The sequence below is a fragment of the Streptomyces sp. NPDC088124 genome, from assembly GCF_040685895.1.
Lineage (GTDB): Bacteria > Actinomycetota > Actinomycetes > Streptomycetales > Streptomycetaceae > Streptomyces.
The window spans coordinates 35,437-58,411 of sequence record NZ_JBFBJB010000062.1 but is presented as its reverse complement, the minus strand read 5'-3'; the positions used below and the strand labels follow the sequence as shown (position 1 = coordinate 58,411).

The following is a 22,975-nucleotide window of genomic DNA, read 5'->3' as shown; positions in this document are numbered from 1 at the left end:
GCGCGCCCCGTGGGGCGCGCCCGCCGCCGTACGGGGGTACGGCCATGGTCCGGTCCGGTCCGCGGACCCCTCGGTGGCGGCCCCCACAGGTATGGCACGCTCATGCCAAAGTTTCGATCCAGGGGGAACCTCACCATGCGATCCGTACGACCACTGCTGACGGCCGCCTGCGCGGCCGCGGCGCTCGCCCTCACCGCCACCGGCTGCGGCGGCGGTGACAGTGAGAGCCCGGGCGACGGCAAGGCCGCCGGGGCCTCCGCCGCCTCGTCCACCCCGGAGTCCGGTGGCGGAGCGGACGGCCCCGCGGTCCCCGCGGACCTGGCCGCCGCGCTGAAGAAGCACGGCGTCGACCCGGAGAAGTGGAAGGACGGCGGGTGGAAGGACTGGGACAGGAAGAAGTGGCTCAGTGACGCCAAGGACTTCGTCAATCCGGTCATCGACGGGCTGTGGAAGCCCGAACGGATGCGGAGCGCGAAGTCACCGGTGAAGACGCTCGCCGCCCAGGACGTCTCCGGCGACCAGGACGTCACCGACCCGGAGCCGAGCCCGGTGCGGGCGGTGGCGGAGAAGACGCCGTACCACAAGAACGCGGCGCCGGTCGGGAAGGTCTTCTTCGACTCGCCCGAGGGCTCGATGGTCTGCTCGGCGACCGTGGTGAAGGACCCGGCGAACCCCGGCAGGTCCAACCTCGTGTGGACCGCGGGCCACTGCGTGCACGCGGGCGGGACGGGCGGCTGGTACCGCAACATCGCCTTCGTCCCGGCCTACAACGACCTGGGCAAGTCCGCGGCGGCGCTCGACAACGCGCAGCCGCGGGAGATCGCCCCGTACGGCGTCTACTGGGCGGACTGGGTCTCCACCTCCGGTGAGTGGATCAGTGGCGGCGGCCCGACCGGCGGCGCGGGCGCGGCGTACGACTACGCCGTGATGCACGTCGAACCGGAGAAGGGCGGCAGGTCGCTGGAGGAGACCGTGGGCACCGCCCTGGACGTGGACTTCGACCTCCCCGAGGCCGCGAACATCAACGGCATGGGCGCCTGGGGCTACCCGGCCGCCGCCCCGTACGACGGGCTGCTGATGCACAAGTGCGTCGACAAGCCGGGCCGGCTCTCCGTCAGCCCCGGTACGCCGACAATGTGGCGGATCGGCTGCACCATGACCGGGGGTTCCTCGGGCGGCGGATGGTTCGCCACGCAGCCGGGCGGCAAGCTCGTGCTGGTCTCCAACACCTCGATCGGCCCGGTCACCTCGGGATGGCTGGCCGGGCCCCGGCTGGGCCCGGGCGCCGAGCGGATCTACACGGCGATGAGCGACAAGTTCGGCTCCCGCTGAGGGTCCAAGAGGGGCCCTGAAGGGCCCTGAGGGGCCCGGACGGCCCCGGGCCGGGCCCCGTGCCCGGTTCAGCGGCCGGGCCGGACGGACGGCGCCCCGCACCGGGCCGGGCCCGTACGGCGCCGAGCGGCACGACGGAGGCCCGCCTCCCTCACCCGTGGGTGAGGGAGGCGGGCCTCCGTCCGTCAGCGGCGTCAGCCGGCCACCGGCACGTACGGTGCGAGCGCCGCGGCCAGCTCCTCGTGGACCCGCGCCTTGAGCAGCGTGCCCTCCGGGGTGTGCTCCTCGGAGAGCACCTCGCCCTCGGCGTGCACCCGCGAGACCAGCGCGCCCGCCGTGTAGGGCAGCAGCACCTCGACCTCGACCTCGGGCCGGGGCAGCTCCGCGTCGATCAGTGCGAGCAGCTCCGCGACGCCCTCGCCCGTACGCGCGGAGACGGCGATCGCGTCCCGCTCCGTGCGCAGCAGCCGCTGGAGGACCAGCGGGTCGGCCGCGTCCGCCTTGTTGATCACGACGATCTCGCGCACGTCCACCGCGCCGACCTCACGGATCACCTCACGCACGGCGGCGAGCTGCTCCTCCGGCACCGGATGCGAGCCGTCCACCACGTGCAGGATCAGGTCGGAGTCGCCGACCTCCTCCATCGTGGAGCGGAACGCCTCGACCAGGTGGTGGGGCAGATGGCGGACAAAGCCGACCGTGTCGGCCAGCGTGTAGAGCCGGCCGCTCGGGGTCTCGGCCCGCCGGACGGTCGGGTCCAGGGTGGCGAACAGCGCGTTCTCCACCAGGACACCGGCGCCGGTGAGCCGGTTGAGCAGGGACGACTTGCCCGCGTTGGTGTATCCGGCGATGGCCACCGACGGCACCTTGTTGCGCCGGCGCTCCTGCCGCTTGATCTCGCGGCCGGTCTTCATCTCCGCGATCTCCCGGCGCATCTTCGCCATCTTCTCGCGGATCCGCCGCCGGTCCGTCTCGATCTTGGTCTCACCGGGACCGCGGGTGGCCATGCCGCCACCGCCGCCGCCACCCATCTGCCGGGAGAGCGACTGGCCCCAGCCGCGCAGCCTCGGCAGCATGTACTGCATCTGGGCGAGCGCCACCTGCGCCTTGCCCTCACGGGACTTGGCGTGCTGGGCGAAGATGTCCAGGATCAGCGCCGTACGGTCGACGACCTTGACCTTGACGACGTCCTCAAGGTGGATGAGCTGGCCGGGGCTGAGCTCTCCGTCGCAGACGACGGTGTCGGCGCCGCTCTCCTCCACGATGTCCCGCAGCTCCTGGGCCTTGCCGGAGCCGATGTACGTCGCGGAATCGGGCTTGTCGCGGCGCTGGAACACCCCGTCGAGCACGAGCGCGCCGGCCGTCTCGGCGAGGGCGGCGAGCTCCGCGAGGGAGTTCTCCGCGTCCTGCAGGGTGCCCGAGGTCCAGACACCGACCAGGACGACGCGCTCCAGGCGCAGCTGCCGGTACTCGACCTCGGTGACGTCTTCGAGCTCCGTGGAGAGACCCGCCACGCGCCGCAGCGCGGCCCGCTCCGAGCGGTCGAACTGATCGCCGTCCCGCTCTCCGTCGATCTCGTGGCTCCAGGCGACGTCCTCTTCCATCAGGGCATCGGCCCGAAGGCTTTCCGTGCGGGAGTCCGCGAAGTTCTGCGTGTCCTGGGAAGGGGAGGAAGAGGAGGTCATTGGATCCTTACGTCGAAAGAAATGTCCGTTACGTCAGTCACAACGTGTGACGGCCCGGATTGATTCCCGGCCGCGTCGCCGACTCGTCGATGGTGGCACGCTTCAGCCCCGGCGTCACTCCGGTTTCCCCGCTCTTCGCGCCCTTCCCGGCCTTGGGCGGGTCGCTGCGCCAGTCGGGGTGGCCCGGCATCGGCGGTGTCGTCCGGCCGTACAGCCACGGCTTGAGGAAGCCGGCCAGGTCACGCCCCGCGACCTCGGAGGCCAGCGCGGTGAAGTCGGCCGTGGTCGCCGTGGCGTCCCGGTGGATCCGTACCCAGTCACGTTCCAGCCGGGCGAAGGCGTCCTTCCCGATCTCCTGGCGCAGCGCGTACAGGACGAGGGCGCTGCCGTCGTAGACGACCGGCCGGAAGAGGCTGATCTGGTCCCCCGGTGTCGGCGGCTTCGGGGCGGCGGGCGGGCCGCCGTCCGCCCGCCAGCCGTCGGACCGGCGGTAGGCGTCCCGCATCCGGGTCTCCAGCGCCTTGCCCGCGTGCTCCTGCGCGTACCGGGCCTCGTACCAGGTGGCGTGTCCCTCGTTGAGCCAGAGGTCCGACCAGGTACGAGGGGCGACGCTGTCGCCGAACCACTGGTGGGCCAGTTCGTGGACCATGACCGAGTCGACGTACCACTCGGGATAGACGGAACCGGTGAACAGGGAGCGCTCGAAGAGCGAGAGGGTCTGTGTCTCCAGTTCGAATCCGGTGTCGGCGCCGGCGATCAGCAGGCCGTACGTCTCGAAGGGGTACGTGCCGACCTGCGCCTCCATCCAGCGGATCTGGTCCGGGGTCTTCTTGAGCCAGGGCTCCAGCACCTCGCGGTCGGCGGCGGGCACCACGTCGCGTACGGGGAGGTCGCCGGGGCCCTGGCGGCGCACGACGGCCGAGTCGCCGATGGAGACCTGCGCCAGTTCGGTCGCCATGGGGTGCCGGGTGCGGTAGACGACGGTGGTGCGCGCGCCGGCCACGGCCCTGGCCACGGGGAGGCCGTTGGCGACCGCGGTGAGCCGCCCGGGCACCGTGATCCGGAAGGTGAAGTACGCCTTGTCGGAGGGATGGTCGTTGCCGGGGAAGACCCGGTGGGCGGCGTCGGCCTGGTTGGCCATCGCCAGCCCGTCGGTGGTCCGCACCCAGCCGCCGCCCTCTCCGCCGGGGTCACTGGTGTGGCGGACGGTGATCCTTGTCCGGTCGCCCGCCTCCACCTCCTCGGCGGGGGTGATCACCAGGTCCTCCCCGGCCGTCGCGAACCGCGCCGGGACGCCGTCGACCTTGACCGAACGGACCGTGCCATGGGTGAAGTCGAGGTTGATCCGGTCCAGACGCCGGGTGGCGGTCGCGTCGATCTTGGTGACGGCGTCGAGGGGCTTGGTGTTGTCGCCCTTGTAGGTGAAGGCGATGTCGTAGGCGAGGACGTCGTAGCCGGGGTTGCCCAGGTACGGGAAGAGCGGGTCCCCGATGCCGAGCGGCTGGGGCGGGGGCAGGGTCGCGGCGACGAGGGTGGCCGAGGCGGCCGCCAGCAGGGCGGCGCGCAGTCGGCGGGAGCGTGAGGTGGAGAACGTTGACAGCACGGACCACGGCTATCAGCGGCCGCCCGGCGCGCGACGGCGGCGCGCACCGGCCCCACCCGAAAGGGGCAGGTGGCGGGCGGGCCTGGCGGCCGGATGCCCCGCGGCACGAAGTTGACGGCGGGTGAGGACCTGGAGGAGCCCGCCGTGCGACGCCCGCCCTGGAGGACGTACGGGCACGGCGGGCGCTCAGGCGGTCGCCGGCTGCTGCTGGGCGCGGCTGACGTCGTAGACGCCCGGTACGTCGCGCATGGCGCGCATCAGACCGGGCAGGCCCGCCGCGTCCGGCAGCTCCAGCGTGTACGTGTGCCGTACGCGCTGTTCGCTCGGCGGCTCCACCGTCGCCGAGACGATCGCGGCGCCCGCCGTGGCGATGGCCTCCGTGAGGTCGGCGAGCAGCCGGGGCCGCCCGAACGATTCGGCGTACAGCGTCACCCGGCACTCCGGCGCGTCGCCCCAGCTCACCGGGATCGGGCGCCGGTCCAGCGCCCGCATCCGGTCCACGGCGCGGCACTCCTGCCGGTGGACGGTGACGACGCCGCCGCGTACGGAGAAGGCGGTCACCGCGTCGGGCGGTACGGGCGTACAGCAGCCGGCGAGCCGTACGGTGGCGCCCGGCAGGTCCACGACGGCGTTGGGCTCGCCCCGCCGGTCGGCGGTGACGGCGAGCGCCGCGCGGGGCGCCGCGTCGGGCGTCCCCACGACCTCGGGGTGGGCCCTCAGCCAGCCCGTGATCGCGATCCGCGCGGCGGGCGTACGGGCGTGGTCGAGCCACTGCGGGGAGGGCCCCGACGCGGCGTCCTGGGCCAGCAGCAGCTGCACCGTGTCGCCGTCCCGCAGAACCGTACTGAGCGGCGCCAGACGGCCGTTGACCCGCGCCCCGAGGCAGCCGTGCGCGGCCTCGCCGTGCTGCGCGTACGCGGCGTCCACGCAGCTCGCCCCCGCGGGCAGGCCGAGCAGCCCGCCCTCGGCGCGGAAGACGGTGATCTCCGCGTCCTGGGCCAGGTCGTCGCGGAGAGTGGCCCAGAAGGCGTCCGAGTCGGTGGTGGCCTCCTGCCACTCCAGGAGGCGGGAGAGCCAGCCGGGCCGGGTCGGGTCGGCGCGTTCGCCGTCCTGCGGGTCCGCGGCGGAGGCGCGCTCCGTGCCGTCCTGGCCCCCTGTGGCGTCGGCGGACGCATACGGGTTGCCCAGGGCAACCACCCCTGCCTCGGCGACCTTGTGCATCCGGTGCGTACGGATGAGAACCTCGGCGACCGCGCCGTCCGGACCCGCGACCGCCGTGTGCAGCGACTGGTACAGGTTGAACTTGGGCGCCGCGATGAAGTCCTTGAACTCGGAGATCACCGGGGTGAAGCAGGTGTGCAGCTCCCCCAGCACCGCGTAGCAGTCGGCGTCCTCGGTGACCAGCACCAGCAGCCTGCCGAAGTCCGTGCCGCGCAGTTCGCCGCGCTTCAGCCCCGAGCGGTGCACGGAGACGGAGTGCCGGGGCCGCACCAGGACCTCGGCGGTGATGCCCGCCTCGCGCAGCACACGCCGGACGTCCTCGGAGATGGCCGCGAGGGCGTCCCCCGCGGTGGCGTTGTCCGCGATCAGGGCGCGGGTCTGCGCGTACTCCTCGGGATGGAGGATGGCGAAGACCAGGTCCTCCAGTTCGGTCTTGAGCGCCTGGACGCCGAGCCGCTCCGCGAGCGGGATGAGTACGTCGCGGGTGACCTTCGCGATCCGGGCCTGTTTCTCGGGGCGCATCACCCCGAGGGTCCGCATGTTGTGCAGCCGGTCCGCCAGCTTGATCGACATCACCCGGACGTCGTTGCCGGTGGCGACGAGCATCTTGCGGAAGGTCTCGGGCTCGGCCGCCGCCCCGTAGTCGACCTTCTCCAGCTTGGTCACGCCGTCGACCAGGTAGCAGACCTCGTCGCCGAACTCCGCCCTCACCTGATCCAGGGTCACATCGGTGTCCTCGACGGTGTCGTGGAGGAGGGAGGCGGTCAAGGTCGTGGTCTCGGCGCCCAGTTCGGCCAGGATCAGGGTGACGGCGAGCGGGTGGGTGATGTAGGGCTCGCCGCTCTTGCGGTACTGCCCGCGGTGCGAGGCCTCCGCGAGGACGTACGCCTTGTGCAGTACGGCGAGGTCGGCGTCCGGGTGGTGCGCGCGGTGCGCGTCCGCGACATGGCCGATCGCGGCCGGCAGCCGGTCCCTGGTGGCGGGGCCGAGTAACGCGGCCCTGCCGAGCCTGCGGAGGTCGATCCGGGGAAGGCCGCGTCTGCGGCTGTGGGCACCAGGGCTGGTTGCCTCTGCGCTCATGGGGCACCTCCGGGCAGCATCGACCGGCGGGAAGAGGGCGGGGACGCCCTCCGGGCCGGTGCTTGATGCTATCGACCCCGTGGCGTGCGGCAGTCCCGGTCCCGCCCGACGTGAAACGGATCACCCATCCGAGCGAAGATTTAACCGAAGGCGGATTCGAGCCAGACCGGGTCGATGTGACCCTCCGCCACGATCTCGGCGGGCCCGGTCATCTCGATCCCGCCGTCCGGGCGCTCGGTGATGACGAGCCGTCCGCCGGGGAGGTCCACGGTGTACGTGACGGGCTCGCCCGTCACCGCGGGGTCGGCGCCGTCCCTGCGGGCCGCGGCGACGGCCACGGCGCAGGCGCCCGTACCGCAGGAGCGGGTCTCGCCGGAGCCGCGCTCATGGACGCGGAGGGCGACGTGGCGCGGCCCGCGGTCGACGACGAATTCGACGTTCACCCCGTCCGGGTAGACGGACGCGGGGCTGACGGGCGGCTCCGTGAACAGGTCCCCCGCGTGGGCCAGGTCCTCGACGAACGCGACCGCGTGGGGATTGCCCATGTTGACGTTGAGGGCGGGCCACTGCCGGCCGCCGACCGTGACCGTCGCCTGCTCCTCGGGGAGCGCCGCGCGCCCCATGTGGACGGTGATGTCACCGGCCCCGCCCTGCGCACCGCGCCCGTCCTTGGCGAGGTGCGCCTTCTTGACCCCGCCGCGGGTGGCGACGGCCAGATCTCCCGCCTCCACGTGTCCGGCCCGCTGGAGGTACCGGGCGAAGACCCGCACTCCGTTGCCGCACATCTCGGCGACCGACCCGTCGGCGTTGCGGTAGTCCATGAACCACTCGGCCTCCCCGGCCATGGCACGCGCCTCGGGGTGGGCCGCCGACCGTACGACATGGAGCAGCCCGTCGCCGCCGATCCCGGCCCGGCGGTCGCACAGGGCCGCCACCGCGCGGGGGGAGAGGTCCAGGGCGTTCTCCGGGTCGGGAACGATCACGAAGTCGTTCTCCGTCCCGTGTCCCTTGAGGAAGGCGATGGGCGCGGTCGGCCGGGCTGCGGTCTGGGAAGTGCTCACGGAATCCATCGTACGAGGCTGGTCGGACATGGCCGTCCGGAGCGGCCGGTGCGGCGGTCCCGGGACCGCTCGGCCAGGACCGGTGCCCGCGCCGTACGGGGCCCCGCGCCGCTCACCGTCCCGTGCCCGGCCCGCACCGTACGGGGCGGTCAGCGCAGCCGGGCGACCCGCCAGACGGCGAGGGCGACCAGGGCGGCGCCCACCGCGACGTACAGGGCGAGGACGCGCCAGTCGGGGCGCTCGCCCGAGGACCGGCTCGGCAGCCCCGGCCACGTGTGCCCGACGCGGCGCGCGGCCATCATGCCCGCGCCCGCGGCGCAGCAGCTGATCAGCAGCCCGAGCATGGCGACGACCGCCCCGCCGTCCCCGGTGCCGAAGGCGAGGGGGAAGGCGAACATGAGGGAGCCGACGGCGGCCAGCGTCACGATCGGGGCGAGCTGCCAGATCCGCAGCCTGGGCTGGGGCCTGAGTTCGACCTCGACCTCGTCGGCCAGGGTCTCTTCCTCCGGACCGTCAGGGCTCAGCCTGGGGCCGTCCTCCGACGTCTCCGAGGACGTGGGTTCTCTGTCGCGAGGGCCGGCCTCCATCGCCACGCGCCCTCCCAAGTCGGACTCCACTGGTCGATCGATCGATGCCCGATGGTCGACCGTTGCTCGATGATGGCACGCCCGCGGGGACCGCACGGACGCCCGGAGCGTCCCGATGCCATCACGTGATCAGGCTGTGACCGCTCGTTCGACCAACGCGAGCGCCCGGTGCGGGAGTTCTTCCCGCTGCTCCGTTCCGCCGCCCAGCCAGTGCACCCGGGAGTCGCGGCGGAACCAGGAGTCCTGACGGCGCGCGAAGCGTTTGGTGGCGCGAACGGTCTCCGCGCGTGCCTCCTCCTCGGTGCACTCACCGGCCAGCGCCGCGAGCACCTGCTGGTAGCCGAGGGCGCGGGAGGCGGTACGTCCCTCGCGCAGCCCGCGCGCCTCCAGGGCGCGTACCTCGTCGACCAGACCCTCGTCCCACATCCGGTCGACCCGGCGCGCGATCCGCGCGTCCAGCTCGGGGCGGGCGACGTCGACGCCGATCTGGAGGGTGTCGTACACCGCGTCATGGCCCGGCAGATTGGCCGTGAAGGGCTTGCCGGTGATCTCGATCACTTCCAGCGCGCGGACGATGCGGCGGCCGTTGCTGGGCAGGATCGCGCGGCCCGCGGGAGGGTCGGCGGCGGAGAGCCGGGCGTGCAGGGCGCCGGAGCCGCGGAGCAGCAGCTCCGCCTCCAGCCTGGCGCGTACCTCGGGGTCGGTGCCGGGGAAGTCGAGGGCGTCGATGGCCCCGCGTACGTAGAGCCCGGAGCCGCCCACCAGGACGGGCGTACGCCCCTGGGCGAGCAGCCGGTCGATCACCGCCCTGGCGGAACGCTGGTACTCGGCGACGCTCGCCGCCTGGGTGACCTCCCAGATGTCCAGGAGGTGGTGCGGCACTCCGGCGCGCTCCTCCGTCGTCAGTTTGGCGGTGCCGATGTCCATGCCCCGGTAGAGCTGCATGGAGTCCGCGTTGACGACCTCACCGTCGAGTTGCCGGGCAAGGTGGACGCCCAGATCGGACTTGCCGGCCGCGGTGGGACCGACGACGGCGATGACCCGCGGTGCGGTAGGTGCGCTTCTCACTGCCCCAGTCTCGCAAACAGCGGTCCCCTGCCCGAACGGGTTACGTGACAGCACACCTCCGGGACGGGGCTCGGGGCAGCGCGGATCTTCGTCCCCACGAGTACGATATGGAGAGATTAAGGGCGTTTTTTCATGGTTCGACAGCCGGCCCGGTGCCTCACCGTTCGCAGTCGGCTCCGTCAGGACGGAGCCGACTGCGAACGGTGAGGCGGGGAAAAAGCACCCACAAGTAGGCTGTTGTCTCCTCCGAGGGAAGGTGGCCCATGGGCTTCCTGGATTCATTGAAGGCCAAGATCGGTCCGGCCAAGGAAAAGGTCGCCGACCTCGCGCAGCAGCACGGGGGCAAGATCGAACACGGGCTGGACAAGGCCGCCCGTACGGTCGACGAGAAGACCAAGGGCAAGTACAGCGACAAGATCGACGCGGGTACGGGCAAGGCCAAGGACGCGCTCGGCAAGCTCTCCCACAAGGACGACGGCACTCCCCCGCCACCGGCCGCTTCCTGATCGGTCACACGCGGACCCTGACGGCGCGACGGGGCGGTACGGGGCCGTGGCGCCCCGTACCGCCCCGTACCGCCCCGTCGCGCCGTGTCCGCTACGACCAGGCCGCCACGAGGTAGCCGACCCCGTACGGGGCGTCCTCGTACAGCAGCGCGCCGCCCAGCCCCGCGCCCTCGGCCGCGCCGGCGAGCACCTGCCAGGGGGCCCGGCCCGCCGCCTTGAGCGCGGACGCCAGCTCCGTGTCGAGCGCCGTGAGCGCCGCCACGTCCGCCGCCGACAGGGCCGCCGCCACCGCCTCGTCGAAGCCGGCCGCCCGGTCGTCCAGGTAACCGGGCGCCTTGAGCGTGCGGCACGCGCTGGCGTCGCCCATCACCAGCAGCGCCACCCGGTCGTCCCCCGCCGCGATCTCCTGCCCGGCCGCGACGCAGCGCCCGGTGGCGAGCCGCTCGTCCACACCCAGTCCGGACACCGGGGCGGCGGACCAGTGGACGTGCTCCAGCAGCCACGCCGCGACGGCGAGGGAGGACGGCAGCGCCCGCCCGGGGACCCCGGCGCCGCCCGGCACGGCCCCGCCGAGGACGACGTCCACGTCCACTCCGAAGCCGCGGAACGACCCCGTGGCGCCCCGCGGGTGTTCTCCCGTGGCCGCCGGCTCCGCCGGGCCGACGACGACCAGCCGGTCGGGCCGGGCGGCCGCGAGCACCCCCAGGGCGTCCGCGCAGGCGGCGCGCGCCCCGTCGAGCTCGGGCGCGGCACCGGCCGCCACGGCGGGCACCAGCAGCGGCGGACTGGGACATACGGCAGCGGATACGAGCATGATCAGCAGCCTACCCAGGCCACGTTCCGGGCCGGGCTGCCGACCGCCGGCCCGCCGGTCACGGCCCCGCCGGTCACGGGGGCGCCGGTCACGGGCCGCCGATCGCCGGGCCGCCAGTCACGGGGCGCCGACCGATCGCCGGGCCGTCTCTCACGCCGCACCGGTCACGGGGCGGCGCAGCCCCCCGTCGCGGCGGGGAGCGGTGCGGGGACGCCCACCGTGGGCAGGCCCAGCAGGACCCCCGCCGGCTTCGCCGCCTGCGCGGCGTGCCGCTTCTCCCAGGCGTCGCCGGCCCGGGTGCGCCGTACCCGCGTCGTCGGGCCCTCTGCGAGCAGGTGGTGCGGGGCGGCGTAGGTGATCCCGACGGTCACCACGTCGCCCGGCCGCACCTCCTCGTCCGGCTTGGTGAAGTGGACGAGCCGGTTGTCGGGCGCGCGCCCCGAGAGCCGGTGCGTGGCGCCGTCCTTGCGCCCCTCGCCCTCCGCGACCATGATCTCCAGCGTCCGGCCCACCTGCTTCTTGTTCTCCTCCCAGGAGATCTCCTCCTGAAGGGCGGACAGCCGCATGTAGCGCTCCTGGACGACCTCCTTGGGGATCTGGCCGTCCATCTCCGCGGCCGGGGTCCCGGGGCGCTTGGAGTACTGGAAGGTGAACGCCTGCGCGAAGCGCGCCTCACGCACCACGTGCATGGTCTGCTCGAAGTCCTCCTCGGTCTCGCCGGGGAAGCCCACGATGATGTCGGTGGAGATGGCGGCGTGCGGGATCGCGGCCCGCACCTTGCCGATGATGCCGAGGTAGCGGTCCTGCCGGTACGAGCGCCGCATCGCCTTGAGGACCGGGTCCGAGCCGGACTGGAGCGGCATGTGGAGCTGCGGCATCACGTTCGGCGTCTCGGCCATCGCCGCGATCACGTCGTCCGTGAAGTCGCGCGGGTGCGGCGAGGTGAAGCGGACGCGCTCCAGCCCCTCGATCGCCCCGCAGGCGCGCAGCAGCTTGGAGAAGGCCTCGCGGTCACCGATGTCGGAGCCGTACGCGTTGACGTTCTGGCCCAGCAGCGTGATCTCGGAGACGCCCTCGGCCACCAGGGCCTCGATCTCGGCCAGGATGTCGCCGGGACGGCGGTCCTTCTCCTTGCCGCGCAGGGCGGGGACGATGCAGAAGGTGCAGGTGTTGTTGCAGCCGACCGAGATGGAGACCCAGGCGGCGTACGCGGACTCGCGCCGGGTCGGCAGCGTGGAGGGGAACGCCTCCAGCGATTCGGCGATCTCGACCTGCGCCTCCTCCTGGACGCGGGCACGCTCCAGGAGGACCGGCAGTCTGCCGATGTTGTGCGTGCCGAAGACCACATCGACCCAGGGCGCGCGCCGCACGATGGTGTCGCGGTCCTTCTGGGCCAGACAGCCGCCGACGGCGATCTGCATGCCCGGGCGCCTGGTCTTCATCGGCGCGAGCCGGCCGAGGTTGCCGTACAGCTTGTTGTCGGCGTTCTCCCGCACGGCGCAGGTGTTGAAGACGACGACGTCGGCGTCCCCGTCGGAGCCCTCGGGCGCCCGGACGTACCCCGCGTCCTCCAGGAGGCCGGAGAGCCGTTCGGAGTCGTGGACATTCATCTGGCACCCGTAGGTGCGCACCTCGTAACTTCTCGTACCGCCCACTGCCTGACTCCGGTCGCCGCTGCTCATGCCCACCAGAGTAGGCGGAAGAGGCGCGTGGTAAATGGCGGGTGCCGGACAGGGCCTGGCCATCACCGGGAGTGAGCTGACAGGATCGGCCCATGTTCACCGTTCCGCCCCGGATCAGCCGTGGCCGCGCCCTGGGGGCCGTCGCCGGGCTGATGGTGCTCGGGCTGCTCGTGTGGTGGCTGGTACCGCTCCGCGCGGCCACGCCGAGCGGTTCGGTCACCTTCAGCACGGGAGTGACCACCGGGGTCTACCAGCGGTACGGGACGCTGCTCAAGGAGGACCTCGCCCGCGATCTGCCACGGGTGTCGGTCGATCTGCGGGACAGCGAGGGCTCTCAGCAGAACCTGGCGCGGGTGGCGACGGGCGACGCCGACTTCACGATCGCCACGGCCGACGCCGTCGCCAAGTACCAGAAGGACCGGCGTCCCGGCGCGGACGGGCTGCGCGGCTGCGCGCGGCTCTACGACGACTACGTGCAGCTCATCGCCGCCAGGAGCGCCGGCATCAGCTCCGTCGCCGGGCTGCGGGGCAAGAAGGTCGGCGTGGGCCAGGAGGGATCAGGGGTCCGGCTGCTGGCGGAGCGGATCCTGACGGCCGCGGGGCTTGACCCCGACCAGGACGTCAGCCCGGTCCTGGCCGGGATAGACACCATGCCGCGGCTCCTCGAAGAGGGCGACCTGGACGCTTTCTTCTGGTCGGGCGGGCTCCCCACCAACGCCGTCGAGAAGCTGTCCGACCGCTACGACATACGGCTGGTCCCGCTGGACGCCGCGCTGGTCGAGAAGCTGCACACCGCCGGCGGGGCCTCCGCGCGCTACTACCGCTCCGCCGAGATACCCGCCGACGCGTACAAGAAGATACGGAACAGCACCCCCGTCCCCACCGTGGCGGTGGCGAATCTGCTCGTCACCGACGACCGGATCGACCCGGACCTGGTGGAGGGGTTCACCCGTACGGTGATCAAGAGCCGCGACCGCATCGGCCACCAGGTGCACCCGGCCCAGTTGGTGGATCTGCGGACCGCCATCTACACGGCTCCGCTCCCGCTGCACAAGGGCGCCCAGCGGTACTACCAGTCGGTCAAACCGTAGCGTTCCGGGCAAGGGCGCAGAGGGCGACCCGCAGGGACACGGCCGCCGAGGGTCAGGGTGCCGTGCGCGGGACGGCCACCGTGACCCGCAGACCGCGCGGCTCGCCGTGCGCGTACGTGATGGTGCCGTCGCCCGCCGCGAGCAGCGCCCGCGTGATGGAGAGGCCGAGCCCCGATCCCTTGATGTTCTGGTGGCGGTTGCTGCGCCAGAAGCGGTCGCCGATCCGGGACAGCTCCTCGTCGGTGAGCCCGGGACCGCCGTCGTTGACGACGATGGTGGACGTCGTGCCGTTACGGGCGACCGTGACCGTGACCTCCTCACCGGCCGGGGTGAACTTGAGGGCGTTGTCGATCACGGCGTCCAGGGCGCTGGAGAGCGCGATGGGATCGGCCCAGCCGGTGACCGCGGCGCGGTGCTCGGTCAGCCGTACGCCCTTCTCCTCGGCGACGGCCCGCCATGCCGCGACCCGTTCGGCGGCCACCTCCCCGATATCGGTGATCCGCAGGTCGGCGGCGGTGTGCTCGGCGAGCGCCAGGTCGAGCAGGTCGTCGAGGACCTGGGCCAGCCGCCTGCCCTCGGTGCGTACGGAGGCGATCTCCTCGTTCCCCTCGGGCAGTTCGAGGCTGAGCAGCTCGATCCGCAGCAGCAGTGCGGAGAGCGGGTTGCGCAACTGGTGGGAGGCGTCGGCGACAAAGGCGCGCTGCTGTTCCAGCACGTCCTCGACGTTGTCGGCCATCTCGTTGAACGAGCCGGCCAGCCGCCGCAGTTCCGGCGGTCCGCCGGCCGCGGCGACCCGCGACTTCATCCGTCCGGTGGCGATGTCGTGGGTGACGGCGTCGAGGACCCGTACGGGTCTCAGCACCCACCCGGTCAGGCGGATGGCGGCCCCGACCGCCACGAGCATGGCCACCGCCTCACCCGCCGCGATGACCAGCCAGCTCCGCAGCGTGCGCGAACGCATCTGGCCGGTCGGTGAGTCCGTCACCACGACGGCGACGACGTCGCCGTCCCGTACGACCGGCGAGTCCACGATGAGCCGGCCGTCCTGCCAGGGCCAGACCTGCTCGGGGTCGTCGCTGCGGCGCCCCAGCAGAGCCTCCTGGAAGGACTGGCGCTCCTTGCCCTCCGCCGGCACGCGCCAGTTCCCCGGGGCGCTGGCCATGGCCCTGCCGTCGCGGTAGAACACGCCGACCCTGATCCCGTACACCTCGTGGTAGCGGGTCAGCTCCTCCCTTAGCAGGTCGCGCCGTTCCTCGCTGCCCGCGCGGCCCTCCGTACCGGTGCGGCCCTCGGAGACGAACTGCGCGAGGGCCGCGACGCGGGCCGTGTCGTCGATCCGGTCGATGACGACGTCCTGCTGTTCGGCGGCGGCCCGGCTGACGGCGAGCGGGAAGCCCAGGGCGAGGAGCACGGCCGCCATGAGAATGATCAGCAGCGGCAGAAGCCGGGTGCTCACCGGTGCGGGTGCCCGGCCGGCACGACCAGCCGGTAGCCGACCCCCCGTACGGTCTCGATCAGCGCGGGCATGCCGAGCTTGGAACGCAGCGACGCCACATGGACCTCCAGGGTGCGCCCCGTCCCCTCCCAACTCGTGCGCCACACCTCGCTGATGATCTGTTCCCGGCCGAAGACGACCCCGGGGCGCTGCGCGAGCAGGGCCAGCAGGTCGAACTCCTTGCGGGTGAGCTGTACGGCCGTACCGTCCACGGTGACGCGGCGGGTGGGCAGTTCGAGCGTGAGTCTCCCGAGCCGCTGGACCGCCTCCTCCGGGTGCCCCGGTTCGTCCCCGCTCACAGTGCGCCGGCTCACGGCGTGGATACGGGCGAGGAGTTCACCGGTGTCGTACGGCTTGACCACGTAGTCGTCGGCCCCCAGATTGAGGCCGTGGATCCGGGACCGTACGTCGGCCCGGGCCGTCACCATGATCACCGGGGTCGAGGTGATCTTCCGGATCTTGCCGCAGACCTGGTAGCCGTCCTGGTCGGGCAGGCCGAGGTCGAGCAGCACCACCGCGAACGGCGGCTTGCCGGCGGCGGGCAGCACGGCCTGCAGCGCCTCCTCGCCGCTGCGGGCATGGACGACCTGGAATCCGTGCTTGGCGAGCACGGCGGACAGAGCGGCGGCGACATGGTCGTCGTCCTCCACGAGCAAAAGCCTCACAGGCCTCCTTTTCGGTCACTTCCTGCATGTCGTGATCTTGAGCCATGTCCGAAGTACGTAAATGGCATCCACGCCGATGACGGGGCGCCAGTCAAGAGCCTTCCCGTTACACCAAGGTTTCCGTTACCCACCCGGTACTCCCCGCACTGCCCAGTTCACGCGGAGTGTCCGGTTGCGGCCGGATCGTTATGCTCAATTTCAGCTCAGATGTAATGACGCTGATCGCAGTGCGTGATTAGGGTCCTCCCCAACCGAGTGAGGACGGAGCAAAAAGCCGATGAGCGGAGTGTCAGTGGCCAAGGACACCGGGGGCGCCGGGCCGGCGACGGGCGACCTGGTCGTACTGAGCAACGTGAACAAGCACTTCGGCGCGCTGCATGTGCTCCAGGACATCGATCTGACCATCGCCCGTGGCGAGGTCGTGGTCGTCATCGGGCCTTCCGGGTCCGGCAAGTCCACACTGTGTCGCACCATCAACCGCCTGGAAACGATCGATTCGGGTTCGATCTCGATCGACGCCAAACCCCTGCCCGAGGAGGGCAAGGAACTGGCGAGGCTGCGTGCCGATGTCGGCATGGTCTTCCAGTCGTTCAACCTCTTCGCACACAAGACGGTGCTGGAGAACGTCACGCTGGGCCAGATCAAGGTCCGCAAGACGGACAAGAAGAAGGCCGAGGAGACCGCGCGCACGCTGCTCGACCGCGTGGGTGTGGGCTCGCAGGCCGACAAGTACCCCGCCCAGCTCTCGGGCGGACAGCAGCAGCGCGTCGCCATCGCGCGGGCACTGGCGATGAACCCGAAGGTCATGCTCTTCGACGAGCCCACCTCGGCGCTCGACCCGGAGATGATCAATGAAGTGCTCGAAGTCATGCAGCAACTGGCCCGTGACGGAATGACGATGGTCGTCGTCACGCACGAAATGGGCTTCGCCCGGTCGGCCGCGAACCGGGTCGTCTTCATGGCGGACGGCCGGATCATCGAGCAGGCCACGCCCGACGAGTTCTTCAGCAATCCGCGCAGCGACCGCGCCAAGGACTTCCTCTCGAAGATCCTGCACCACTGATCCGCGATCCCGCACCACACCGGTCCGTCGATGTCCTGTTCCGTCGATGTCCTGTTCCGCCGATTCGCTGTCCGCTGATTCGCTGATCCACTCATCAGCTGATCCACCGACCCGCTGATCAGCGCCACCGACTCCGCTTGACGGCTTACGGCACTTCGTACGCCACGGCTTACGTCTCTACGGCTTACGGCTCATGGCTCTACGTCTCTACGGCTCTACGGGCACCACCGCGTTCCGCAGAACCTGATTCGTTCACGTCTCACCCGAGGGAAGTTCACGCATGAAGCTCCACAAGGCAAGCGCGGCCGCGGCCGCCGCCCTGGTCCTCTCCCTGACCGCCACCGCCTGCGGCGGCGAGAGCAACGAGGGCGACAGCGGTTCCGGCGGCGGCGACAAGATCACCATCGGCATCAAGTTCGACCAGCCCGGCCTCGGCCTGAAGAAGCCGGACGGCACCTACGCGGGCTTCGACGTCGACGTCGCCACGTATGTCGCCAAGGAACTGGGCTACGACGCCAAGAACATCGTCTGGAAAGAGGCGCCCAGCGCCGAGCGCGAGAACCTGATCTCCAACGGCGACGTGAAGTTCGTCGCCGCGAGCTACACGATCAACGACGAGCGCAAGAAGAAGGTCGACTTCGCCGGTCCCTACTTCCTCGCCCACCAGGACCTGCTGGTCCGTGCGGACGACAGTTCCATTACCAAGGCCGCGGACCTGGACTCCAAGAAGCTCTGCTCCGTCACCGGCTCCACCTCGGCGCAGAACGTCAAGGACAAGCTCGCCCCCAAGGCGGACCTCCAGGAGTTCGGCGGCTACTCCGAGTGCCTGACCGGCCTGGAGAACAAGGCTGTTGACGCCCTGACCACGGACGACTCCATTCTCGCGGGGTACGCCTCGCAGCAGGAGCACCAGGGCAAGTTCAAGCTCCTGAGCCTCAAGCTCAGCGACGAGCCCTACGGCATCGGCCTCAAGAAGGGCGACACCGAGCTCCAGAAGAAGATCAACGACGCGCTCACCAAGATGGAGTCGGACGGTTCCTGGGAGAAGGCCGTGAAGGACAACTTCGGTCCGGCCAACTACAAGAACGAGCCCGCCCCGAAGATCGACGCGACGAGCTGAGAGAAGCAGTGACGCGCCGCCGGCCGGGCCGGCGGCGCGTACCGACCAGCAAACCAGGGGAGAGCGCGGGGCATCGTGTTCGACTTTCTTGATTCCGGGCAGTACGACCTGCTCGGCGCCTTCTGGGTGACGGTGCAGCTCACCCTCTATTCCGCAGTGGGTTCCCTCATATGGGGAACGCTGCTGGCCGGGATGCGTGTCAGTCCCGTACCACTCATGCGTACCTTCGGCACCGCCTACGTCAACTTCATCCGTAACACCCCGTTGACCGTGATACTCGTGGGCTGTTCACTAGCGCTCGGTCAGACCCTCCAGATCACGCTCGGCGGCGGGGACTTCAAGTCCATCGGCTTCCGGCTCGCCGTGCTGGGCCTGGTCGCCTACACCGGCACCTTCGTCTGCGAGTCCCTGCGCTCCGGCATCAACACCGTGCCCGTCGGGCAGGCGGAGGCCGCCCGCGCGCTCGGGCTGAGCTTCTTCCAGGTGCTGACGCTGATCGTGCTGCCCCAGGCGTTCCGCTCCGTGGTGGCGCCGCTGGCCAACGTGCTGATCGCGCTGACGAAGAACACGACGGTCGCCGCGGCCATCGGGGTAGCGGAAGCCTCGGCGCTGATGAAGACCATGATCGAGAACGAGACCAGTGCGCTCTTCACCGTGTTCGCGGTGTTCGCCTTCGGCTTCGTCGTTCTCACCCTCCCGACCGGCCTGGTTCTGGGCTGGGTCAGCAAGCGTGTGGCGGTGAAGCGATGAGTGGCACGTCCGTCCTGTACGACGCCCCGGGGGCCCGCGCCAAGCGGCGCAACATCCTCTACACGGTCGTGTTCCTGGTGGTCTTCGCGCTCGCCGCCTGGTGGGTACTGGCCGCCATGGCCGAGAAGGAGCAGCTCGCGTCCGAGAAGTGGAGCCCGTTCGTCACGGACTCCGCCGTCTGGACGACCTATCTGCTGCCCGGCCTCTGGGAGACCCTCACGGCCGCGGCTCTCTCCATCGTGATCGCCCTGCCGTTCGGCGCGCTGCTCGGCATCGGGCGGCTCTCCGACCACGTGTGGGTCCGGGTGCCGGTCGGCGTGGTGGTGGAGTTCTTCCGCTCCATCCCGGTGCTGCTCATGATGGTGTTCGCCTCCGCGCTGTACGTGCAGTTCAGCAATGTCTCCTCGGACCTGAGGCCGCTGTACGCCGTGGTGACGGGCCTGGTGCTCTACAACGCCTCGGTCATCGCCGAGATCGTCCGGGCCGGCATCCTCACGCTGCCGAACGGTCAGACCGACGCCGCGAAGGCGATCGGGATGCGCAAGGGCCAGACCATGTCGTACGTCCTGCTGCCGCAGGCCGTGACCGCGATGCTGCCGGCCCTGGTCAGCCAGCTCGTGGTGGTCGTCAAGGACACGGCGCTGGGCGGCGCGATGCTCGGCTTCTCCGAACTACTCGCGCAGAACCGTTCGATCACCGCCAACTACGGTGCGAACACCATCGCCACGCTCGTCGTCATCGCCCTGATCTACATCGCGCTGAACTCCGCGCTCACTGCTTTCGCCAGCTGGCTGGAGCGGCGGCTGCGGCGCGGCAAGAAGAGCACCGGTGAGGTCCTCGGGGCCGGGGAACCTCATCTGGCCTACGGCCCGGGGCACACCATGGACGGCGGCAACAACTCTGCCTGATGAGGCGGGCGGGGCGGGGGGTGTGCGCGCCTCCCCGCCCGTCGCTTGACGCGAGCACCCCCAGTAGGTTGCATACGTTCTGTGATCACACACCGGGCTCCTACCGCCCTTGACCGTATGACCGCACGGGCCCGAAGGGGCGCGCCGTGGACCCGGTGATCGTCGTGGGCGCGGGCCCGGTCGGGCTCGCGCTCTCGCTGGCCCTCGCCGTGCAGGGTGTCCCCTCCGTCGTGCTGGACGAGGGCACCGGCACGGACGATCCGCGCCCCGCGCGGACGGCCGTACTGCGGCCGGACACCGTCGCGCTGCTGGCCCGGCTCGGCTGCACCACCCTCGGTGACGAGGGAGCACGCTGGGTGGGCTGGCGTCTGATGCGGCGCAAGCAGCTCATGCGGGAACTGCCCCTCGGCCGGACCGATGACGGTTCCCCGGCCCCGCTGCACATCCCGCAGCACGCCCTGACGCGCGGACTGCGCGCCTCCATCGCCGAGGAGGGCCTGATCCGGGTGGTCCCCGGGAGCCGGCTCGACGCCCTGGAGCAGGACGGCCACGGGATCACCGCGCACACCCGCGGCCCCGGCGCGACCTGGTGGCGTGGCAGCCACCTCGTGGGGTGCGACGGCGCCCGCTCCACGGTCCGCAAGCTCCTCGGCATCCGTTTCCCGGGGCGTACGGCGGTGGAGCGGCACGCGGTCGCCGCGCTCCGCGCGGAGCTGCCGTGGCCGGACGAGGCGCTGCTGCACCGCAGGCCACCGTGGCCGGGCGGCGGCGAGGAGGTCTCCGCCAGGCCGCTCGGGAACGGTGTGTGGCGGGTCGACTGGCTGCTGCCGGCCCGCGGCGACTTGGTGACGCCCGACGCGCTGGTGTCGCGTTTACGGGACACCCTGGCCGGCTGGTGCGGTGAGACACCGCCGTACGAACTCCTCGACACGGGCGTATACACGCTGCACCACCGGCTCGCCCGACGCTGGCGCGCGGGCCGGGCCTTTCTCGCCGGGGACGCCGCGCATCTGCTGGGCGCCGTCGGCACGCAGGGGCTCGACGAGGGGCTCCGCGACATCGGCAACCTCGCCTGGAAGCTCGGCGAGGACTGGCACCACGGGGCTTCCGAGACGCTCCTGGACAGCTACCAGGCCGAGCGCCGCACCGCCGTGGCCGCGCGGCTCCGCGCGGCCGACCAGTCGCTGCCGATACTGCGGGGAGGCGGCGGGCTGCGTACGTACATGCCGGGGGCGACCCGCGGGCACGACACCCTGCTCGCCGATGGGCACCTCGGGCACGGTCCGCTGGGCGCGCCGCCCTCCTATCCGCACTCCCCCCTCGCGCCCCCGCGCACCGACACGCAGACGGCGGTGGGCACGCCGCCCGGCGCCCTGGTCGACGACGTACGGGTGACGGCGCCGGACGGCACGACCACCCGCCTCGGCGAGCGGCTGGGACAGGGCCGGCTGCTGGTGGTGCTGGTTGCCCCGGGCACCGGGGTCTGGGACCGGCGGCACTGGCTGACGGCGGGGGTGATGCCGCGGCTGGCCGAGGCCGTGTCGGCCCTGCCGGTACGGGCGGAGCTGCTGGTCACGGAGGCGTATCCCGGGGCCTCCGCGCACAGTGTGCTGCTGGTGCGGCCGGACGGGCACCTCGTGACGGCCTTCGGCGGAGTACGGCCGGGGGACCTCTACGCGGCGGCGGACGCGGCGCGCGGCGGTGCGCCGGACGCGCCTTCCGGGAGCGCCGGGGGTCCGGACGCCGGCAGGGCGTCGGGCGGTGCCAAGGCTCCGGGCGGCGCCGATCAACCGACGGCGCACACCGTTCCGAAGCCGAACGCTCCGGTAACTCCTGACCGCACCGCGAACATCAATTGACCGCCGCGGGCTCACATGGTGTACTCCGAATCGTGACTGACACCGATGTGCGCCTGTGGCGGAGGGTCCATATGGACCTGGTCCGCTATGCGGGCTGCGTGTGTCGCCCGTCCTGTTGATTCGCCCCTTTCCGCTCCGCGCCCGCCGCTCAGCGCCACGGCGGCGCACCCCCGCGAACCTCTCAGGACGGTCACCGTGTCTCTTGTTCCCGTACCCACATCCGCACCCGCCGCCGGGCCCGTCGCGTCCGGCCCGGCCGCCGGTCCTACCCCCGCCGAGCTGCTGGACTTCGTCCGCGGCGCCGCCGCCGACCGCGCGCTGATCGACTCCCTGCCGCTCGACCCCGAGGGGCGTACGTGGATCAGGCTGGAGGGGCCGGAGGGCAGCGAGGCGTGGCTGATCGGCTGGCCGCCCGGCACGGGTACCGGCTGGCACGACCACGGTGGCTCGCACGGCGCGTTCGCCACGGCGGCGGGCACGCTCAAGGAGGACTCGCTGGCGGCGCGGCTGCCCACCGAGGGGTGGAAGACCCTGGAGCTGGCCGAGGACGTGGACCGCGAGCGGCAGCTGACGGCGGGCGAGGGCCGGGCGTTCGGCCGGCACCATGTCCATGAGGTGCGCAACGAGTCCGGGACCGCGCATGCCGTGTCCGTCCACGCGTACTACCCGCCGCTGCCGCTGATGCGGCGCTACAGCCGCACCGGACAGGTACTCCGTCTCGAACAGGTCGAGCGTCCCGAGGAGTGGCAGTGAGCGCGCGGGGAACCGATGAGCGGCCGGGCGGCGAGCCGGTGGGCATAGACGAGCTGCTGGAACGGGTCCGGGCGGACCTGGACCGGCTGGAGCCCCGGGAGGCGTTCGAGGCCGCGGCGGCCGGCGCGCTGCTGGTGGACATCCGGTACGCGGCGCTGCGCGAGCGCGACGGGCTGATCCCGGGAGCGCTGGTCGTGGAGCGCAACGAGCTGGAGTGGCGGCTCGACCCGCGGGGCAGCCATCGAGCCCCGGAGGCGACCAGCCATGAGCTGCGGGTCGTGGTCGTCTGCAACGAGGGGTACGCGTCGAGCCTGGCGGCGGTGTCCCTGCGGCAGTTGGGACTGCACCGCGCGACCGACCTCGTCGGAGGCTTCCAGGCGTGGAAGGCCGAGGGGCTGCCCGTCACACGGTGACCGTACACACGCGGCACCGAGCCCTCCCGTACGAAGCCGAACCGGCCACGCCAACGACCCGACCGGAACCCCCGGCGCCGGCCCCGCTCCAGGTCCGTTCTCCGGCCCCGCTCCAGGTCCGTTCTCCGGCCCCGGTCCGTGTCCGGTTCCGGTCCAGCTCCGGCCCATGGTCCGTGTCCGGTGCCGGTCCCAGGTCCGGGTGCCGGTCCGGCCCACGGT

21 protein-coding genes are annotated in these 22,975 nt (G+C 71.7%); 11 read left to right on the top strand and 10 right to left on the bottom strand.

The annotated features are described in order from the left end of the window. The first annotated feature begins 135 nt into the window (after positions 1-135). Positions 136-1,332, top strand: coding sequence for a hypothetical protein (locus tag AB0P17_RS35625; RefSeq protein WP_365817760.1), 1,197 nt, complete (start codon positions 136-138; stop codon positions 1,330-1,332). 194 nt (positions 1,333-1,526) lie between these two features. Here the strand turns inward: AB0P17_RS35625 and hflX are convergent, their stop codons facing one another. The 6 genes from hflX to miaA all read right to left on the bottom strand — a co-directional run bounded on the left by hflX (position 1,527) and on the right by miaA (position 9,637). Beyond that, complete coding sequence (gene hflX, locus AB0P17_RS35620) at positions 1,527-3,017, bottom strand: GTPase HflX (RefSeq protein WP_365817757.1); 1,491 nt, start codon at positions 3,015-3,017, stop codon at positions 1,527-1,529. 37 nt (positions 3,018-3,054) lie between these two features. After that, positions 3,055-4,620, bottom strand: coding sequence for a M1 family metallopeptidase (locus AB0P17_RS35615; RefSeq protein ID WP_365817755.1), 1,566 nt, complete (start codon positions 4,618-4,620; stop codon positions 3,055-3,057). Positions 4,621-4,806: 186 nt separating this feature from the next. Further along, positions 4,807-6,921, bottom strand: a complete 2,115-nt coding sequence (locus AB0P17_RS35610; protein WP_365817753.1) for an HD domain-containing protein — start codon at positions 6,919-6,921, stop codon at positions 4,807-4,809. 140 nt (positions 6,922-7,061) lie between these two features. Beyond that, complete coding sequence (dapF, locus tag AB0P17_RS35605) at positions 7,062-7,991, bottom strand: diaminopimelate epimerase (protein ID WP_365817751.1); 930 nt, start codon at positions 7,989-7,991, stop codon at positions 7,062-7,064. 140 nt (positions 7,992-8,131) lie between these two features. Then, positions 8,132-8,569, bottom strand: a complete 438-nt coding sequence (locus tag AB0P17_RS35600) for a hypothetical protein (protein WP_365817768.1) — start codon at positions 8,567-8,569, stop codon at positions 8,132-8,134. 129 nt (positions 8,570-8,698) lie between these two features. Continuing rightward, complete coding sequence (miaA, locus tag AB0P17_RS35595) at positions 8,699-9,637, bottom strand: tRNA (adenosine(37)-N6)-dimethylallyltransferase MiaA (protein WP_365817749.1); 939 nt, start codon at positions 9,635-9,637, stop codon at positions 8,699-8,701. A 263-nt stretch (positions 9,638-9,900) separates the two neighbouring features. Between miaA and AB0P17_RS35590 the strand changes: the two genes are divergently transcribed. Then, a complete protein-coding gene (locus AB0P17_RS35590) occupies positions 9,901-10,143 on the top strand; it encodes an antitoxin (RefSeq protein WP_365817747.1) in 243 nt (80 codons plus the stop codon). Positions 10,144-10,234: 91 nt separating this feature from the next. Here the strand turns inward: AB0P17_RS35590 and AB0P17_RS35585 are convergent, their stop codons facing one another. After that, positions 10,235-10,957 (bottom strand): hypothetical protein, encoded by a 723-nt coding sequence (locus AB0P17_RS35585; protein ID WP_365817745.1) that lies wholly within the window; start codon positions 10,955-10,957, stop codon positions 10,235-10,237. Positions 10,958-11,121: 164 nt separating this feature from the next. Then, a complete protein-coding gene (miaB, locus tag AB0P17_RS35580) occupies positions 11,122-12,639 on the bottom strand; it encodes a tRNA (N6-isopentenyl adenosine(37)-C2)-methylthiotransferase MiaB (RefSeq protein ID WP_365817743.1) in 1,518 nt (505 codons plus the stop codon). A 92-nt stretch (positions 12,640-12,731) separates the two neighbouring features. On the opposite strand from miaB, the gene AB0P17_RS35575 reads away from it, so the two are divergent. Further along, positions 12,732-13,730: a TAXI family TRAP transporter solute-binding subunit gene (locus tag AB0P17_RS35575; RefSeq protein WP_365817741.1), complete on the top strand. Its 999-nt coding sequence runs from the start codon at positions 12,732-12,734 to the stop codon at positions 13,728-13,730. A 52-nt stretch (positions 13,731-13,782) separates the two neighbouring features. Here AB0P17_RS35575 and AB0P17_RS35570 read toward each other — a convergent pair whose 3' ends face one another. Both AB0P17_RS35570 and AB0P17_RS35565 read right to left on the bottom strand, forming a co-directional pair. After that, a complete protein-coding gene (locus AB0P17_RS35570) occupies positions 13,783-15,186 on the bottom strand; it encodes a HAMP domain-containing sensor histidine kinase (RefSeq protein WP_365817739.1) in 1,404 nt (467 codons plus the stop codon). After that, entirely contained in the window at positions 15,183-15,890 is a 708-nt protein-coding gene (locus AB0P17_RS35565) for a response regulator transcription factor (RefSeq protein ID WP_365817737.1), read from the bottom strand. Before AB0P17_RS35565 ends, AB0P17_RS35570 begins: the two co-directional genes overlap by 4 nt. 277 nt (positions 15,891-16,167) lie before the next feature. On the opposite strand from AB0P17_RS35565, the gene AB0P17_RS35560 reads away from it, so the two are divergent. The 8 genes from AB0P17_RS35560 to AB0P17_RS35525 all read left to right on the top strand — a co-directional run bounded on the left by AB0P17_RS35560 (position 16,168) and on the right by AB0P17_RS35525 (position 22,756). Beyond that, positions 16,168-16,953 carry an amino acid ABC transporter ATP-binding protein gene (locus AB0P17_RS35560; RefSeq protein ID WP_365817735.1) on the top strand — a complete coding sequence of 262 codons (786 nt, stop codon included), beginning with the start codon at positions 16,168-16,170 and terminating at the stop codon, positions 16,951-16,953. Positions 16,954-17,233: 280 nt separating this feature from the next. Then, positions 17,234-18,073, top strand: a complete 840-nt coding sequence (locus AB0P17_RS35555; protein ID WP_365817733.1) for a glutamate ABC transporter substrate-binding protein — start codon at positions 17,234-17,236, stop codon at positions 18,071-18,073. Between the two features lie 75 nt (positions 18,074-18,148). Beyond that, positions 18,149-18,823 (top strand): amino acid ABC transporter permease, encoded by a 675-nt coding sequence (locus AB0P17_RS35550; RefSeq protein ID WP_365817731.1) that lies wholly within the window; start codon positions 18,149-18,151, stop codon positions 18,821-18,823. Beyond that, positions 18,820-19,731 (top strand): amino acid ABC transporter permease, encoded by a 912-nt coding sequence (locus AB0P17_RS35545; protein WP_365817729.1) that lies wholly within the window; start codon positions 18,820-18,822, stop codon positions 19,729-19,731. The genes AB0P17_RS35550 and AB0P17_RS35545 overlap by 4 nt, the downstream gene beginning before the upstream one ends. A 146-nt stretch (positions 19,732-19,877) precedes the next feature. Continuing rightward, positions 19,878-21,590, top strand: a complete 1,713-nt coding sequence (locus AB0P17_RS35540; RefSeq protein WP_365817727.1) for an FAD-dependent monooxygenase — start codon at positions 19,878-19,880, stop codon at positions 21,588-21,590. A 32-nt stretch (positions 21,591-21,622) separates the two neighbouring features. After that, the gene (locus AB0P17_RS35535) at positions 21,623-21,709 is read left to right on the top strand and encodes a putative leader peptide (protein WP_311605579.1); all 87 of its coding nucleotides are present in this window, start codon (positions 21,623-21,625) and stop codon (positions 21,707-21,709) included. A gap of 76 nt (positions 21,710-21,785) precedes the next feature. Then, a complete protein-coding gene (locus AB0P17_RS35530) occupies positions 21,786-22,343 on the top strand; it encodes a cysteine dioxygenase (RefSeq protein WP_365817725.1) in 558 nt (185 codons plus the stop codon). Further along, positions 22,340-22,756, top strand: coding sequence for a rhodanese-like domain-containing protein (locus tag AB0P17_RS35525; RefSeq protein ID WP_365817722.1), 417 nt, complete (start codon positions 22,340-22,342; stop codon positions 22,754-22,756). The genes AB0P17_RS35530 and AB0P17_RS35525 overlap by 4 nt, the downstream gene beginning before the upstream one ends. Positions 22,757-22,975: the final 219 nt, after the last annotated feature.